The 14,237-nt window shown below is 71.4% G+C and carries 17 protein-coding genes; 9 read left to right on the plus strand and 8 right to left on the minus strand.

Going from position 1 to position 14,237, the window contains the following annotated elements; genetic code table 11:
- Positions 1–3 precede the first annotated feature (3 nt).
- Together ELQ40_RS03985 and ELQ40_RS03990 are read right to left on the minus strand one after the other, a co-directional pair.
- Positions 4–471, minus strand: a complete 468-nt coding sequence (locus tag ELQ40_RS03985; protein WP_127792520.1) for a VOC family protein — start codon at positions 469–471, stop codon at positions 4–6.
- Between the two features lie 166 nt (positions 472–637).
- Positions 638–1,327: a TetR/AcrR family transcriptional regulator gene (locus ELQ40_RS03990; protein WP_127792521.1), complete on the minus strand. Its 690-nt coding sequence runs from the start codon at positions 1,325–1,327 to the stop codon at positions 638–640.
- A 102-nt stretch (positions 1,328–1,429) separates the two neighbouring features.
- Between ELQ40_RS03990 and ELQ40_RS03995 the strand changes: the two genes are divergently transcribed.
- Positions 1,430–2,437 (plus strand): NAD(P)-dependent alcohol dehydrogenase, encoded by a 1,008-nt coding sequence (locus ELQ40_RS03995; RefSeq protein ID WP_205649424.1) that lies wholly within the window; start codon positions 1,430–1,432, stop codon positions 2,435–2,437.
- A gap of 22 nt (positions 2,438–2,459) precedes the next feature.
- Here the strand turns inward: ELQ40_RS03995 and ELQ40_RS04000 are convergent, their stop codons facing one another.
- Positions 2,460–3,689 (minus strand): MFS transporter, encoded by a 1,230-nt coding sequence (locus ELQ40_RS04000; RefSeq protein ID WP_127792522.1) that lies wholly within the window; start codon positions 3,687–3,689, stop codon positions 2,460–2,462.
- A gap of 123 nt (positions 3,690–3,812) precedes the next feature.
- Here ELQ40_RS04000 and ELQ40_RS04005 point away from each other — a divergent pair, with 123 nt between their 5' ends.
- Entirely contained in the window at positions 3,813–4,277 is a 465-nt protein-coding gene (locus ELQ40_RS04005) for a MarR family winged helix-turn-helix transcriptional regulator (protein ID WP_127792523.1), read from the plus strand.
- Here the strand turns inward: ELQ40_RS04005 and ELQ40_RS04010 are convergent.
- Entirely contained in the window at positions 4,274–4,657 is a 384-nt protein-coding gene (locus tag ELQ40_RS04010; protein WP_127792524.1) for a YciI family protein, read from the minus strand. The genes ELQ40_RS04005 and ELQ40_RS04010 overlap by 4 nt on opposite strands.
- A gap of 80 nt (positions 4,658–4,737) precedes the next feature.
- On the opposite strand from ELQ40_RS04010, the gene ELQ40_RS04015 reads away from it, so the two are divergent.
- The 3 genes from ELQ40_RS04015 to ELQ40_RS04025 all read left to right on the plus strand — a co-directional run bounded on the left by ELQ40_RS04015 (position 4,738) and on the right by ELQ40_RS04025 (position 7,178).
- Positions 4,738–5,223, plus strand: coding sequence for a dehydrogenase (locus ELQ40_RS04015; RefSeq protein ID WP_127792525.1), 486 nt, complete (start codon positions 4,738–4,740; stop codon positions 5,221–5,223).
- 62 nt (positions 5,224–5,285) lie between these two features.
- A complete protein-coding gene (locus ELQ40_RS04020) occupies positions 5,286–6,179 on the plus strand; it encodes a TerC family protein (RefSeq protein WP_127792526.1) in 894 nt (297 codons plus the stop codon).
- A 126-nt stretch (positions 6,180–6,305) separates the two neighbouring features.
- Positions 6,306–7,178, plus strand: a complete 873-nt coding sequence (locus ELQ40_RS04025; RefSeq protein ID WP_127792527.1) for a CPBP family intramembrane glutamic endopeptidase — start codon at positions 6,306–6,308, stop codon at positions 7,176–7,178.
- A 25-nt stretch (positions 7,179–7,203) separates the two neighbouring features.
- Here ELQ40_RS04025 and ELQ40_RS04030 read toward each other — a convergent pair whose 3' ends face one another.
- Positions 7,204–8,469 (minus strand): GNAT family N-acetyltransferase, encoded by a 1,266-nt coding sequence (locus tag ELQ40_RS04030; RefSeq protein WP_127792528.1) that lies wholly within the window; start codon positions 8,467–8,469, stop codon positions 7,204–7,206.
- A gap of 62 nt (positions 8,470–8,531) precedes the next feature.
- On the minus strand, positions 8,532–9,359 hold the full coding sequence (locus ELQ40_RS04035) for an SGNH/GDSL hydrolase family protein (protein WP_127792529.1): 828 nt from the start codon (positions 9,357–9,359) through the stop codon (positions 8,532–8,534).
- Positions 9,360–9,438: 79 nt separating this feature from the next.
- Here ELQ40_RS04035 and ELQ40_RS04040 point away from each other — a divergent pair, with 79 nt between their 5' ends.
- From ELQ40_RS04040 to ELQ40_RS04055, 4 genes are all read left to right on the plus strand, one after another.
- Entirely contained in the window at positions 9,439–9,912 is a 474-nt protein-coding gene (locus tag ELQ40_RS04040) for a cupin domain-containing protein (RefSeq protein ID WP_127792530.1), read from the plus strand.
- The gene (locus ELQ40_RS04045; protein WP_127792531.1) at positions 9,909–10,373 is read left to right on the plus strand and encodes a hypothetical protein; all 465 of its coding nucleotides are present in this window, start codon (positions 9,909–9,911) and stop codon (positions 10,371–10,373) included. Before ELQ40_RS04040 ends, ELQ40_RS04045 begins: the two co-directional genes overlap by 4 nt.
- 92 nt (positions 10,374–10,465) lie before the next feature.
- Positions 10,466–11,149 (plus strand): carboxymuconolactone decarboxylase family protein, encoded by a 684-nt coding sequence (locus ELQ40_RS04050; RefSeq protein ID WP_127792532.1) that lies wholly within the window; start codon positions 10,466–10,468, stop codon positions 11,147–11,149.
- Complete coding sequence (locus ELQ40_RS04055) at positions 11,146–12,036, plus strand: RNA polymerase sigma-70 factor (protein WP_127792533.1); 891 nt, start codon at positions 11,146–11,148, stop codon at positions 12,034–12,036. The genes ELQ40_RS04050 and ELQ40_RS04055 overlap by 4 nt, the downstream gene beginning before the upstream one ends.
- 78 nt (positions 12,037–12,114) lie before the next feature.
- On the opposite strand, the gene ELQ40_RS04060 is transcribed toward ELQ40_RS04055, so the two are convergent.
- Together ELQ40_RS04060 and ELQ40_RS04065 are read right to left on the minus strand one after the other, a co-directional pair.
- Positions 12,115–13,089 (minus strand): hypothetical protein, encoded by a 975-nt coding sequence (locus ELQ40_RS04060; RefSeq protein WP_127792534.1) that lies wholly within the window; start codon positions 13,087–13,089, stop codon positions 12,115–12,117.
- 95 nt (positions 13,090–13,184) lie between these two features.
- Positions 13,185–14,207 carry an NADPH:quinone reductase gene (locus tag ELQ40_RS04065; RefSeq protein ID WP_127792535.1) on the minus strand — a complete coding sequence of 341 codons (1,023 nt, stop codon included), beginning with the start codon at positions 14,205–14,207 and terminating at the stop codon, positions 13,185–13,187.
- Positions 14,208–14,237: the final 30 nt, after the last annotated feature.

Below are 14,237 nucleotides of genomic sequence, written 5' to 3' on the forward strand. Positions count from 1 at the left end.
CCGTCACGCCGTCAGGAGCTCGGCGATCACGACCTTCTTCTGCTGCATCATCACCTGGATCTGCGCCGGCGTCCGCGTGAGCTCCGCCATGTTCGCGGGGATCACCTGCCAGCTCACGCCGAACCGGTCCTTGCACCAGCCGCACTGCTCGGCTTCGGGCACGTGCGACAGCTTCGACCAGTACTCGTCGATCTCGGCCTGGTCGGCGCAGCTCACGATGAACGAGATCGACTCGTTGAAGGTGAACAGCGGGCCGCCGTCGAGGCAGGTGAACGGCATGCCGTTGAGCGTGAACTGCCCGTTGATCACCTTGCCCGCCATGCCGGCGAAGTGCTCGTCGAGCGACTCGTCGGGGTACTCGTCGATACGGTCGATCCTCGAGTCCGGGAAGACCGAGACGTAGTACTCCATCGCCTCCCGGGCCTGGTCGTCGAACCACAGGCACGGGCTGATCGGTGCGAGCGCGGCCATGTGCGTCCCCCTTCTCCGGCGGCGTCGGTCGGATGCCTCGAATCGGTACCTCGAGATCGGATGCCACGCTACGCCCGGTCGTCGCCGGCGGCCAGTGTGCAGCGCCGGCGGCCGGTGCGATGCGGTGGCGGCCAGTGCGATGCGGCGGCGGCCCGCGTCCCCGTGGTCAGGCCCGGTTCTGCGCCAGCCGGCGCCGCTCGAGTCCCTCGAGCAGCAGGTCGAGCCCGAACTCGAACTCCGTCTGGTCGTCGCACCAGCCGAGCGTCGAGTCGGGGTCGTCGTGCACGACCTCCCCGAGCATCGCCGCGAGGTTCGGCGCGAACGTCGCGAGTTGCGCGAGCGCGACGGGCGGCGGGGCATCCTTGTCGTCGCTGAGCTCCTGCACGTAGCCGTAGACGCGGCTGCCGAGCGCGTGCAGCGAGTGGTGGATGAGGTCGTACGAGAACCCGCCGGCGTGCATGATGCCGACGATGCCGTCGACGTGTCGTGCGGCGGTCGGTCCGGGGGCGCCGCGCGCGTTCATGACCCAGGCCGCCCATGGATGCCGCAGCAGCACGGCCCGCGCGCCGAGGATGCGTCCGCGGACGAGCGGCGACCAGGATGCGGCATCCGCCACGGGAGCCGTGAAGCCGCCCACCTCGGTCTCGATCTCGCCGAAGACCTCTTCGACGACGCCGTCGAGGATGGCGTCCTTGTTCGGCAGGTGGTGGTAGATCGACATGGCCTCGACGCCGAGTTCGGCGGCGAGCCCGCGCATCGTGAGCGCGTCGATCCCGTCGCGGTCGGCGAGCGCCATCGCCGTTCGCAGCACGTGTGCGCGGGTCAGGCGGGAGCGTTCGATCGACCTCGTCGGCATGCTGTCACCTTACAGCGTCAGGTTTCTCGTCTCCGCCTCTGGACACGGAGCGCCTGCAGGCGTATCTTACGCCGTAAGGCTTACAGTGTAAGGGAGCGGATCATGACGACCACCGAGACCCGGACGACCATGCGAGCGGCACGCCTGGAGCGGTTCGGTCCGCCCGAGGTCGTCAGTGTCGGCGACGCGCTGCGGCCCGAGCCCGACGCGCGCGAACTGCTCGTCAGGCTCCGCGCGACCACGGTGAGCATCGCCGACCACCGGCTGCGCACGCGTGAGGTGCCGCGCGGACTCGGGCTCGTCGCCGCGCCGAAGATCGGGTTGTTCCGTCCGCGGGTCCGAACGCTCGGCATGGAGGGCGCGGGCGTCGTCGAGGCGGTCGGCGCCGCGGTCACCCGCTTCGCGCCCGGCGACGAGGTGATGGTCATGCGCGGCGCCGCGTTCGGCTGCCACGCCGAGTACGCCACCGTCGCGGAGACCGGCGACGTCGCCCGCAAGCCGGCCGCCCTGTCGTTCGAGGAGGCTGCCGCCGTGATCTTCGGCGGACACACCGCGGTCCGCTACCTCGACCTCGTCGACCTCCGGCCCGGCGTCGAGGTGCTCGTCAACGGCGCGTCCGGCGCCGTCGGATCGGCGGTCGTGCAGCTCGCCGCGGCGCGCGGTGCGACCGTGACCGCGGTCACCAGCGGCCGCAACACCGCCCTCGTGCGCTCGCTCGGGGCATCCCGGGCCATCGACTACACGCGCGAGGACTTCACGGCGACGGATGCCCCGCGCCCGCGGTACGACGTCGTCGTCGAGTGCGTCGGCAATGCGCCGTACTCGAGGGTGCGGCACCTGATCCGGCCCGGCGGCGCGCTCCTGCTCGTGATCGCCGACCTCGCCGGCATGATCGGGGCCGGCATCCGGCCGCGACGCCGGGGCGTCCTGGTGAACCAATCCGGCGGGCCGATGGGTCCCGCGCTCATGCAACGCGTCGCAGCGCTCGCGGAATCCGGTGACCTGCGCCCGGTGATCGACCGGACCTACGAACTCGACGAGATCGTGGAGGCCCACCGGTACGTCGACACCGGCCGCAAGCGGGGGAGCGTGGTGGTCCGGATCCCGTGACCACGCGAGCCCTCCGCCGCGGCTACCGCTGCGCGGTCGCGACCTGCCTCGACTCGGATGCCGGCGCCTGGCCGGATGCCTCGCGCGCGACCGATGCGCGGGGGATCCGTCGTGCCGCGGCCGCCGCGACGATCATGACGACCAGCGCCGCCGCCGTGATGCCGGCGCCGACGAACATTGGCGAGGCGTAGCCGAGGCCTGCGGTGATCGCGAGCCCGCCCGCCCAGGCGCCCAGCGCGTTGCCGAGGTTGAACGCGCCGATGTTGGCGCCCGACGCGAGCGTCGGCGCGTCCGGTGCGTACCGCATGATCCGGCTCTGCAGACCGGGGACGGTGCCGAACCCGAATCCACCCATGAGCACCAGCAGCACGATCGTCGCGATCTGGTTGCTCGCGAGCAGGCCGAACGCGACGAGCACGGTCGTGAGCGCGGTGAGGAAGCCGACGAGCGTCCGGTCGATCGCGCGGTCGGCGAGGCGACCGCCGATCCAGTTGCCGACGACCAGGCCCGCTCCGAAGAGGACGAGCAGCCACGGCACGGCGTCCGAGCCGAAGCCGCCCACCTCGGTGAGCGTGTAGGCGATGTAGGTGAATGCGCCGAACATCCCACCGAAGCCCAGCACCGTGACCGTGAGCGACAGCCAGACCTGGCCGGACCGGAACGCCGCCAGCTCCCGTCGCAGGCTCGGCGCGGGGGCGTCACCGTTGCGGGTCGCGGGCACGAGCGCCGCGATGCCGATGAGCGCGACGACGCCGATCGCCGAGATCGCCCAGAACGTGGACCGCCAGCCGAACTGCTGGCCGATGAAGGTGCCGAACGGCACGCCGAGCACGTTCGCGGCGGTGAGCCCGGTGAACATGATCGCGATCGCGCCTGCGGCCTTCTCGGGCGCGACGAGGCGCGCGGCCACGACCGAGCCGATGCCGAAGAACGCGCCGTGGCAGAGGGCGGCCACCACTCGTCCGGCCATCATCGCCTCGTAGGTCGTCGCGAGCGCCGAGAGCGCGTTGCCGGCGATGAAGAGTCCGAGCAGGCCCATCAGCACGGGCTTCCGCGGCAGCCGCGTCGTGGCCGCTGTGAGGCCGAGTGCGCCGACGACGACTGCGAGCGCGTAGCCCGAGATGAACCACCCGGCCTCGGCCTCGCTCACCCCGAAGTCGGTCGCGACCTCGGGCAGCAGGCCCATGATCACGAACTCCGTGAGTCCGATGCCGAATCCGCCGATGGCGAGTGCGATGAGCCCGAGCGGCATGCCGCAGCCTCCTGTAGAGTGGATGGGTAGTTGCAGACGCGGGATATTGCATCCGCGAAGAAGATAGTTGCACACGCAAATATAAAGCGCAAGCAACGAGTGTCGGCGAACGAGGGAGACGCAATGGGCATCGGCGACGACGCGGTCGAGGTACGGGCGCAGGGATGGCGCACCCTCGCGGCACTGCACACGATGATCGAGGCCGAGCTCGAGCGCGCGCTCGGGGATGAGGTCGAACTCTCGGTCGTCGAGTACACGGTGCTCGACGCGCTCAGTCGCCAGGACGGCTGGCACATGCGCATGCAGCAGCTGGCGCGCGCGGCGGCCCTCAGCCCCAGCGCGACGACGCGGCTCGTGAACCGGCTCGAAGACCGCGGCCTGCTCACCCGCATCCTCTGCGCCGACGACCGCCGCGGCATCTACACCGAGCTCACCGCCGCGGGCCGCGACCTGTACCGACGCGCGAAGCCGATCCACGACCGCTCGCTCGAACAGGTGCTCGCCGAGGCCGGCGAGCGACCGGAACTGGCTCCGGTCGTCGATGCGCTGCAGGGCGCCGCGCCGCTCGCGCTGAGCGGGTCGAACTAGCCCTCGGGCAGCTCCCGACGATCGCCGACGAGGCCATCAGCGAGCGGGAACGCCATCGACCCCGCGGCGACCCACCACTCCATGACGTCGTACGCGAGGCGGCCAGCGACGACCGAAGGGTCGGCTTCGGAGAGCGCGGCCGCCTCCTCCGGGCCGCAGGCGAACACCGACATCCCGCGGTACGTCTCGTCGCTCTGCCCGAGGAACGGCCCGTTCGCGGCGAGCTTGCCCGCTCGCCGCAGGTCGGCGCGATAGGCGAGGTGTCGGGCCTGGAGCTCGTCGAGCTCGGCGTCCGTCATCTCCGGGGCGTCGACCGGACGTCGCAGGACGACGACCGTGTAGACGTCGAACGCGTCGGGGATGTCGGGATTGCGCGCCATGCGCCGATCGTAGAGCGGGCATGCGGTTGCCGCAGTGTCGAACTGCGCGACAATGGAACCCGACCTTGGAGGCGCCCACGATGCACGAGACGACCGATTCGACGACGAACCGCCGGTCGAACCCTGCCGGCGGTCCCGACGGCGCGGCCGGTGCCCACGTGCCCGGGCACGGCGCGATCGGATGCCCCGAGTGCTTCGAGGAGCTCCAGCGCAACCACGACTGGTGGAAGGCCCGGCCAGAGGGCTCGCGCCTCGTCGGCCTCGTCGTGGCCCGCGACGACCTGCCGTCGATCGTCGAGCAGCGCGACGACCTCGGCGCGTTCGGCGTGCAGATCCTCGACTTCAAGCACCCCGCCCCCGAGAGCATCATCGAGACGTGGGAGCAGCGGCTGGGCCGGCTGTTCGACACGCTCCGCGCCGGCGACGTGCTCGTCGTGTCGACCGAGCGGGTGCTCGGCCGGACGTCCGACGAGATCACGCGGACCATCCAGGCGCTGCGCCGGCACAACCTCGTCGTGAAGGTGCTCAACCACGGTGCCCGTCACCTGGAGGACGCGCAGGGCTGATCGCCGCGATCGCGGCCCACGCAGGGTCTTCCCCCGCGCCGCGCGCTCCCTAGAATCATCGGGTGGACTTCTCCCTCGCCTTCACGCCCGACCTGATCGCCGTCTTCCTCACGCTGTTCGTGCTCGAGGTGGTGCTCGGCGTCGACAACGTGATCTTCATCTCGATCCTCGCGTCGAAGCTGCCGAAGGAGCAGCAGGCGAAGGCCCGCAATCTCGGCCTCACGCTCGCGATGGTGATCCGCGTGATCCTGGTGTTCTTCGCCGGCTGGATCATCACGCTGAAGGAGGAGATCTTCGTCCTCTGGGGCATGGGCTTCTCGGTGAAGGACCTGATCCTCATCGCCGGCGGCCTGTTCCTCGTCTACAAGGCCGTGACCGAGATCCACCACAAGCTCGAGGGCGCCGAGGAGGAGCACGGTGCCGCGCCGAAGCGCATCACCTTCGGCTCGGTGCTCGCGCAGATCCTCGCGCTCGACATCGTGTTCTCGCTCGACTCGGTCATCACCGCGGTCGGCATGACCGAGAACATCATCGTCATCGTGACGGTCGTGGTGCTCTCGTTCGGCCTGATGCTCTTCGCGTCGCGGTTCATCTTCGCGTTCGTCAACAACCACCCGACGGTGAAGATGCTGGCGCTGTCGTTCCTGCTGCTCATCGGCGTGTTCCTGATCGCCGAGGGCTTCGGCGTCCACATCGACAAGGCGCTGATCTACGTGACGATGGCGTTCGCGGTGCTGGTCGAGGCGCTCAACCTCATCGCCGCGGGCCGCAAGGCCAAGCGTGCCGCGAAGCGCCGGAAGCCGGTGCAGCTGCGCCCGCAGTACCCCGATGTCGACGAGTCGGCGGCGGTCACCGCTGCGCTGTCGACCGCACCGGGTCGCGGATCGGTCGGCCTGTCGAACCGGCCGGTCGAGGGCGACGCGGATGCCTCCGCCGAGCGCGGCGGCCTCGGCTGAGGATCGAACCGCCCCGCACCGCACCGCACCGACCCGCACCGCCACCGGCTCAGCCGCACCCGCCAGCAGCCGCAGCAGCCGCAGTACCCGCAGTACCCGCCGCATCCGCCGAGAAGGGCACGCCGAATGACTGAGCGCGTCGCACCCCAACACGTCGCACCCGCACCCGAACCCGCCAACGCCTGGAGCCGCTTCTGGAATCGCGGCGGGTGGTGGCGTGCGCTGCTGATCACCGTGGTCTACATCGTGGTCTACCAGCTCCTGGGCCTCCTGGTCGGCACGCTGTTCGGCGGCCTGGTCGACCCCGACGACCAGCTCGCCGACCCGGCGAGCATCTTCTTCGGGATCGCGTTGCCGATCCTCCTCGCCGGCGGCCTGCTGCTGCTGTTCGTCTGGTCGGTCGGATGGCTGCCCGGGATCTTCGGGCGTCAGCCGATCGAGGGCCGCCCGTGGATGTGGATCGCGGTCGTGCTCGTCGTGGTGCCGATCGTGATCCGCCTGTTCGCGACGAACTGGTCGGCGTACTCGGTCGCGGTGGTGTTCACGATGCTGTTCCTGGGCCTGTGCATCGGCTTCGCGGAGGAGCTGATCACGCGCGGTGTCGGCGTGAACCTGCTCCGGGCCGGCGGGTACAGCGAGCGCGTGGTCATGGTGATCTCATCGGCGCTGTTCGGCCTGATGCACTCGGTCAACGTGCTGTCGGGGCAGCCGGTGCTGAACGTGGCCATCACCGTCGTCTACGCGTTCGGCTTCGGCGCGATGATGTACCTGTCGATGCGGGTGACGGGCAGTGTCGTCTGGGCGATGCTGCTGCACGCGGCCACCGACCCGACGACCATCCTCGTGACCGGCGGGGTCGATGCGCACGGCGCCACTGCCGGAGCCGACGGGCTCGTGACGATCGCGGGTCTGTTCAACTACGCGTACATCGTGCTCGCGATCGTCGCGATCTTCCTCGTGAAGGGGCGGGTGAAGGACAAGGCCGCGCTCGCGGGCTGAGGATCGCCCGCGGCCATCGTCGGCGTCACGGGAGCGGCGGGAAGGTCCGCACCCGCTCGACGCGGAACCGCAGCGGATGCTGCGAGGTGTCACGGGGCGCCGACGCCGATGGCAGTTCGTACACGTCGAGCATCAGCTGCACGGGGTAGTCGATCGACTGGACGACGGTCTTCACCCAGCGTCCGTCGATGAAGAACCGAAGCCGGTGCGGTTCCCACTCGACGGCGTAGTCGTGCGCTTCGGTGAGGTCGCCGTCGACACGGACCTTCTCGAAGTCGGCGTGGAGGCGTGGATCGCGCTGCGGCTTCACGCCGACGCCGACGAGACCGCCCCCGTCGTCGAGCTCCGACCCGAAGATCTCGGCGATGCAGATCTCGCCGCAGTCGTCGGGGCGCTCCTCGTAGCCGATCGGCCAACAGGCGACCATCGCGGCGGGGTGCCGGATCGCGGCCATGCGCACCTCGATGACGCCGTGGTGCACGAGGTGCAGGCGCTGGTCGGATTGCGCCTCGCGCACCACCAGTCCGTCGCGGAACCGATGCTGGCCGGTCGCCGTGCCGACCGCGCCGGAATGCTTCCCGGTCTGCACGTGCGAGACACGGACGTCGCCGTCCCACTCGGGTGCCCACGGCTCGGTGTCGGCGTCGATCCGGAGTTCGAGACCGCGCTCGTCGGTCGTCCACCGGGCGGCGGACCGCTCGCGCGACGACCAGTGCGGCGTGTAGTGCGGCCACCAGGTCGCCGGGTCCAATCCGCCGTCGAACCGCTCGTCGAGGTCGGGCTCGCGGCCGGCGAGGTCGAGCGGCGACAGGTCGAGCACCCAGGTGTTGAACGTGATCGTGCCGCCGCGCCAGGGCATGGTGTCGCCGCCGACGTGCTCGAACCCCGCGCTGCGGCAGAGGGCGTTCGATCCGGGGTTGTCGACGCCCGGGTACGCGACGAGCAGCTCCCGGTCGCCGAGCGCGGCCACCCGCCGGACGACCTGCCGGAGCGCCTCGCGGCCGACGCCGCGCCCCTGGAATTCGGGCATGGTGTTCCAGCCCGTCTCGTACGCGGGCACCCCGTCGTGCTCGACCGGCCACCAGCCGATGCCGCCGGCGGGCTCGCCGTCGACGACGATGCGGAACATCCACGAGGTGCCCTCGCGCCAGCCGCGCAGGTAGCGTTCCTGCCGGTCGGCGAGCTGCTCGTCGGTCTCGGGGCCGCCGAGGTACCTCGTCATCTCCGGCGTGTTCGCCCGATCGAGCAGGTGCCGGTCGCCCGGACCCCAGGGCTCGAGTTCGACGAGCATGGTGACGTCCCTTCCGGCGTCCGCGCGAGCGCCTGCGGGGTGCAGCACTGCGGGTGAGCCGCTCAGGGACGAGTCTGCCCCCGACCACCGACCTCGGCGACCCGCCGTTCGACGGCCGGGGTGAAGGCCGACGCCCACACCCGGTACCCTCGGTCGTTCGGGTGGAACAGGTCGCCCGCGAACTGCGTGGTCACGCCCCACAGCCCCTGGCGGTCGGTCCTCGCGTGCAGGGGTGCGACCGAGAGCCCGCGCTCGGCAGCGGCCGCGCGCAGGATCCGGTTCGCGACGCGGACCCTCCGCTGCGCCGGCAGGAAGTAGAAGCTCGGCAGGTCGGCCACGATCGCGTGGTCGGGCAACACGGCGAAGAGTTCGCGGATCTCCCGTTGGAAGCGCTCGGCGTCGAACCCGGCGATGTCGTTCGCACCGATCGCGACGGTCACCACGTCGGGGTCGAGCCGCTGCAGCACGGGCACCTCGCTGTCGATCGCGATCCGCACGGTCGCGCCCGAGATCGCCAGGTTCACGGTGCGCACCCGGCGGCCGGATGCCCCGGCGATCCGCCTCGCGAGGAACCCGACGTAACTGTGGCCCGGCCGGCTGGCGCCGATGCCCTGCGCCGCCGAGTCGCCGATCGCGACGTAGAGCAGCTCGCCCTTCCGCGCGCGCTGCTCGCGCCAATAGGCGGAGTTCACCGGGATCGCCTCGGCGAGCGCCGTGCGCCAGTGGTGCTGGCGCCGGGCGAGCCAGGTCCACCAGACCGCGATCGTCGCCGCGGCCGCCGCAGCGCCCGCGAGCCACGCGATCGCACTGCGAAGCCGTGCACCGCCGCTCGACCGGACTCGGCGATCGGCGGTCGCGGGCGGGCGGGAAGCTCGGGCGTGACGACGCATCCCGACCAGCCTATGAGCCGTCCGTGCTTCCACCGCAAGGGGCTGCCCGGCCGCCCGAGGCCCGGATAGCCTCGCGGGTATGACCACCGACAACGGACCCCAGCCGAACGTCTTCGACCTCGAGACCGAGACGACCAGGAATCCGAACTACCGCACCGTCGCCTGGACCGGCACATACCTGCAGGTCACGCTGATGTCGATCCCCGTCGGCGAGTCGATCGGCCTCGAGGTGCACCACGACACCGATCAGTTCCTCCGGCTCGACGCCGGCCGGGGTCTCGTGAAGATGGGTCCGGCGAAGGACGACCTGCCGCTCCGGCAGGAGGTCGGCGACGGGTGGAGCGTGCAGGTGCCGGCCGGCACGTGGCACGACATCGAGAACATCGGCGACGAGCCGATGCGGCTCTACGCGGTCTACGCGCCCGTGCACCACGCGGCGGGCAAGGTCCAGCCGACGAAGGACGCGGCCGACGCCGACGAGGAGGCCGGGAACGACGAGCCGCCGACGTGGACCTCGCAGCCCGCCGAGGGCGAGCCCGACGAGCAGGCATGACCGACGGGACATCCGCCGGTCTCCAGGATCACGTGGACGCGTGCGCGGCGCTCGCCGACGCGGTCGACCGGCTCGCCGCGCTGGGGCATTCGAACGGACGGTTCCTCCGGGAGTTGGGGCGGTTGGGCGGAGTGCGGCGAGGCCTGTTCTGGGTGACGGATGCCGGGTCGGGCGGCAGCAACCGGGTTCGCGGCCGCGGCTTCCGACGCGCGTACGACGACGGAACCGACGGGCAGGTGCGACATTTCGCCGGCACGGTCGCCGTGGCAGCCCGGATCGGCGGTGGTCTCACCGCATGGATGACCCGGGTCGTGCTGCGCGACGGCCCCGACTCCGCCGATGGTCGGTTGACGGCCGCAGCGGTCGAGTTCACGAGATCCATCCGGTCGGGCTCCGTCGCGCAGGCCGACGCGGCCGCGTGGGTGCGCTCGAGGCTGTGCGGGGCCGGGCGTCCCACCTGACACCACCGGGTTCGGCCGAGGGTGTCACACGCGCGCGCCGGGCGGTGTCTTCATGTCGACGGGGTTCCCGTCGACAAGATCAGGAGGACACCATGACCACCGACCAGACCACCGAACGAACCGCCGGCCCGACGACCGCGTCCCGCGTGCCGCCCACGGAGCTCAACGGCCTCTTCGGCATGATCGTGCGATCCGCCGCGCGGCGCATGGTCGGGAACGTGCCCGACTCGATCGGCGTGCTCGCCCACAACCGCCGGCTGATGATGGCGTCGATGACCATCGGGCGGAAGGTCGAGGCGCTCGACGACCTCGACAAGGACCTCGCGTCGTACGCGACGATGGCGACTGCCGCCTTCGTCGGCTGCAGTTGGTGCCTCGACTACCACTACTTCAAGTCGCACCACGAGGGCCTCGACGAGGCGAAGGCGCGTCAAGTCCCCATGTGGCGCGAATCCGACGCGTTCACGCCGCTCGAGCGCAACGTCATGGAGTACGCCGAGGCGATGAGCACCACGCCGATCACCGTGACCGACGAGCTCTCGGCGGCGATCCTCGACGAGATCGGGCCCACCGCGCTGCTCGAGCTGACCGCGCGCATCGCCTTCATGAACATGAGCGGGCGGATGAACATCTCGCTCGGCATCCACTCCGACGGATACGCCGACGCCTGCGGGCTGCCGCCGATCGCGACGCGGGCGGGCGAGGCGCCCGCCGGCACCGTACCCGTGGGCTCGGCACCCGTCGGCCCCGCGCCAGTCGTAGGCTCGGCGGCATGACCGCCGCCGACGCGACCGACGACCCGTTCGTCGTCCACCGCGGGCTGCTCTTCACCGTCGCCTACGAGCTGCTCGGCTCGGCCGCCGACGCGGAGGACGTGCTGCAGGAGTCGTGGCTGCGGTGGGCGGCGGTCGACCGGGCCGCGGTCGGCGATCCCCGCGCCTACCTCGTGCGCATCGTCACGCGCCAGTCGCTGAACCAGTTGCGGACGCTGTCGCGGCGACGTGAGGACTACGTCGGCGAGTGGCTCCCCGAGCCCCTGCTGACGAGCCCGGATGTCGCCGACGACGTCGAACTCGCCGAGAGCCTGTCGATGGCCACGCTCACGGTGCTCGAGACGCTGGGGCCGTCGGAGCGGGCGGTGTTCGTGCTGCGAGAGGTGTTCGACGTGCCGTACGACGAGATCGCCGAGGCGGTCGGCAAGTCGACGGCCGCGGTGCGCCAGATCGCGCACCGCGCGAAGGAGCACGTCGCCGCCCGTCGGCCGCGGGTCACGGTCGACCGCGAGGAGCATCTCGAGGTCGTCGAGCGCTTCGTCGCGGCGTTCAACTCGGGCGATCTCCAGGGGCTCATGGACGTGCTGGCACCCGACGTCGTGTCCGTCGCGGACAGCGGCGGCAAGGTGCCCGGCGCTGCGCGCAGGCCCATCGAAGGCGCGACGAGGCTCATCGCCTACCTGCAGGGGGGCATGGCGAAGTTCGGCCTGGTGCCGACCGCGAGCGTCGTGTGGGTCAACGGGCACCCCGCGATGCGGGTCGAGATCGACGGCTCGCTCGCGGGCATCGTCAACCTGGTCGTGGAGGACGGCCGGGTCACGCGAATCTTCAACATCGCCAACCCCGACAAGCTCGGGTTCGTGACCGACGAGGCTCCGCTCGCGCGCTGACGGACCGCTCGCCGCGCGGGGCCTGCGCCGCAGCTCGATCGCGTGGGCTCAGATCGCGTGGGCTCAGATCGCGTGGACTCAGATCGCGTCGGGCCGCGCCCAGCGCAGCACGCGGAGCGCCCGCAGCGTGTTCCAGCGGCTCGGCTGCCCCTCGGGCTTCTCGAGCACGTAGCCGCGGAGCGTCGGACGCTGCGGGCCGGCGACCCAGCGGCCGTCGTCGCCGCGCTGGTCGAGGAGCACGTCGATCGCGGGCTGCAGGCGCGGGTCGGGGTCGCCGCCGCGCGCCCGGAAGTACTCGAGCGCGCGGAGCACGTCGTAGAACCAGTACATCGGGAACGTCGAGACCGGGAACCTCGGATTCGCGACCTCGCCGGTCGACGCGCGGCGGAACAGACTGCGCTCCAGGAGGAATTCCTCGCCCGTGCGGATCGCCTCGGCGAGGGAGGCATCCGTCGTCGTCGCACCGTCGGAGACGACGCAACGCTGGTAGGCGCGAAGCCCCTCCAGCACGTCGAGCGTGCTGTCGAAGGACGACCGGCGGGTCTCCTCGATCGGATCGCAGTTCCAGCCGCCGTCGTCGCGACGCTGTCCGACGAGCCGTTCGGCGAGGGCGCCGACGTGCTCGTCGACGACGCCGAAGTACGCGGCGTATCCGACCACGCCGCCGTTGACGCACTCCTCGACCTCGCCGGCGAAGAACGGCTTCGCGCCCACGTCGTCGGCCCACCTCACGCCGTCGCGCACGCGGGCGATCGCATCGCCCACCGCGGGATCGGCCGGGTCGATGCCGAACTGCGTGAGCACGTGCAGGGTCCACATCACGGAGTCGCGCTGACGACGGTGCCCGTACACGCTGCCGCCCCAGTAGCCGTCGTCGGCCTGCAGTTCGAGGATCGCCGCACCCCACCCCTCGTCGTCGGCGACGATCGCCGCCCGCTCGGCGGCGACCACGTCGGCGGGCGAGTCGAGCAGGTCGCGGTGCACCTGCCACCGGATCGCCGGATCGGCGTGCAGCAGCCACTCGATGATGGGGTCGTCGATCGTGTGCGTCATCCCGCCATGCTCGCGCATGCCGCCGACGCCGTCACGGGGTTGCGCGCGGGGGCCGCGCGGGTGCGAATGCGACGCCCCTGGCGCGACGCGCCCGGTCAGCCCTCGCCCACGTCGATGAGCACCTTGCCGACGGTCGCGGCCTCGACCGCGTCATGTGCGTCGGCCGTGCGCTCCAGGGGGAACCGCGTGAGCGGCAGCCCGGCATCCTCGCCGACCGGCAGGGCGCCGTCCTCGAGCGCGCGGGAGACGTCCTCCGCCGCAGCGGCGAGCGCCTCGTCGCCGACCGTGTAGAGCAGCAGGAACTGGTACCGCACGTTCCGCACGAAATGGTGCGCGACGTCGAGCGTGACCTGGCCGCCGCCGTCGGTCGAGTAGATCGAGACCGAGCCGTGGTTCGCGAGGACCTGCGCGTTCAGGTCGGCATTCCGGCCGGGGGAGACCTCGACGACCTGGTCGACGCCGTCGGGCGCGATCGCGCGGATCGCGGCGGCCGCGTCCTCCTCGCGGTAGTCGACGACGTGATGCGCGCCCGCCGCGGTCGCGAGCGCCGCCTTCTCCGGCGAGCTGACCGTCGTGATCACGGTCGCGCCCGCCCAGCGGGCGAGCTGGATCGCCGCGTGCCCGACCGCGCCGGCGCCGCCGGCGATGAGCACGACGCGGCCGTCGAGCGCACCGGGGGCGAGCCGGGTCGGCCCGCCCTCGTGCACGGTGAGCGCCCGGTGCGCGGTCATCGCCGGGACGCCGAGGGATGCCCCGACGTCGAAGCCCGCGGCATCCGGCAGCGCGACGACCCGCTCGCGCGGCAGCACCGTGTAGTCCTGCGCAGTGCCCGTCGGGCGCTGGAACGCGGCCAGGTACACCCACACGCGGTCGCCGACGGCGAGGTCGGTCACGCCGTCGCCGACCGCGTCGACGACGCCCGAGCCGTCCTGGTTCGGCACGACCTCGGCGAACGGGATCGGGCCGGAGCCGCCGGCGCGCGCCTTCCAGTCCGTCGGGTTCACGCCCGACACGACGACGCGCACGCGCACCTCGCCGGGGCCGGGTTCGGGAAGGTCGCGCTCGATCAGGCCGAGGACGGATGAGGGGCCGGTCTGCGAGTACGTGATCGCTCTCATGTGGAAGGGTAACCCGCGCCTGCCCGAGAT

Origin of the sequence: Agromyces sp. LHK192 (assembly GCF_004006235.1) — a bacterium.
In the GTDB taxonomy this organism is placed as follows: domain Bacteria; phylum Actinomycetota; class Actinomycetes; order Actinomycetales; family Microbacteriaceae; genus Agromyces.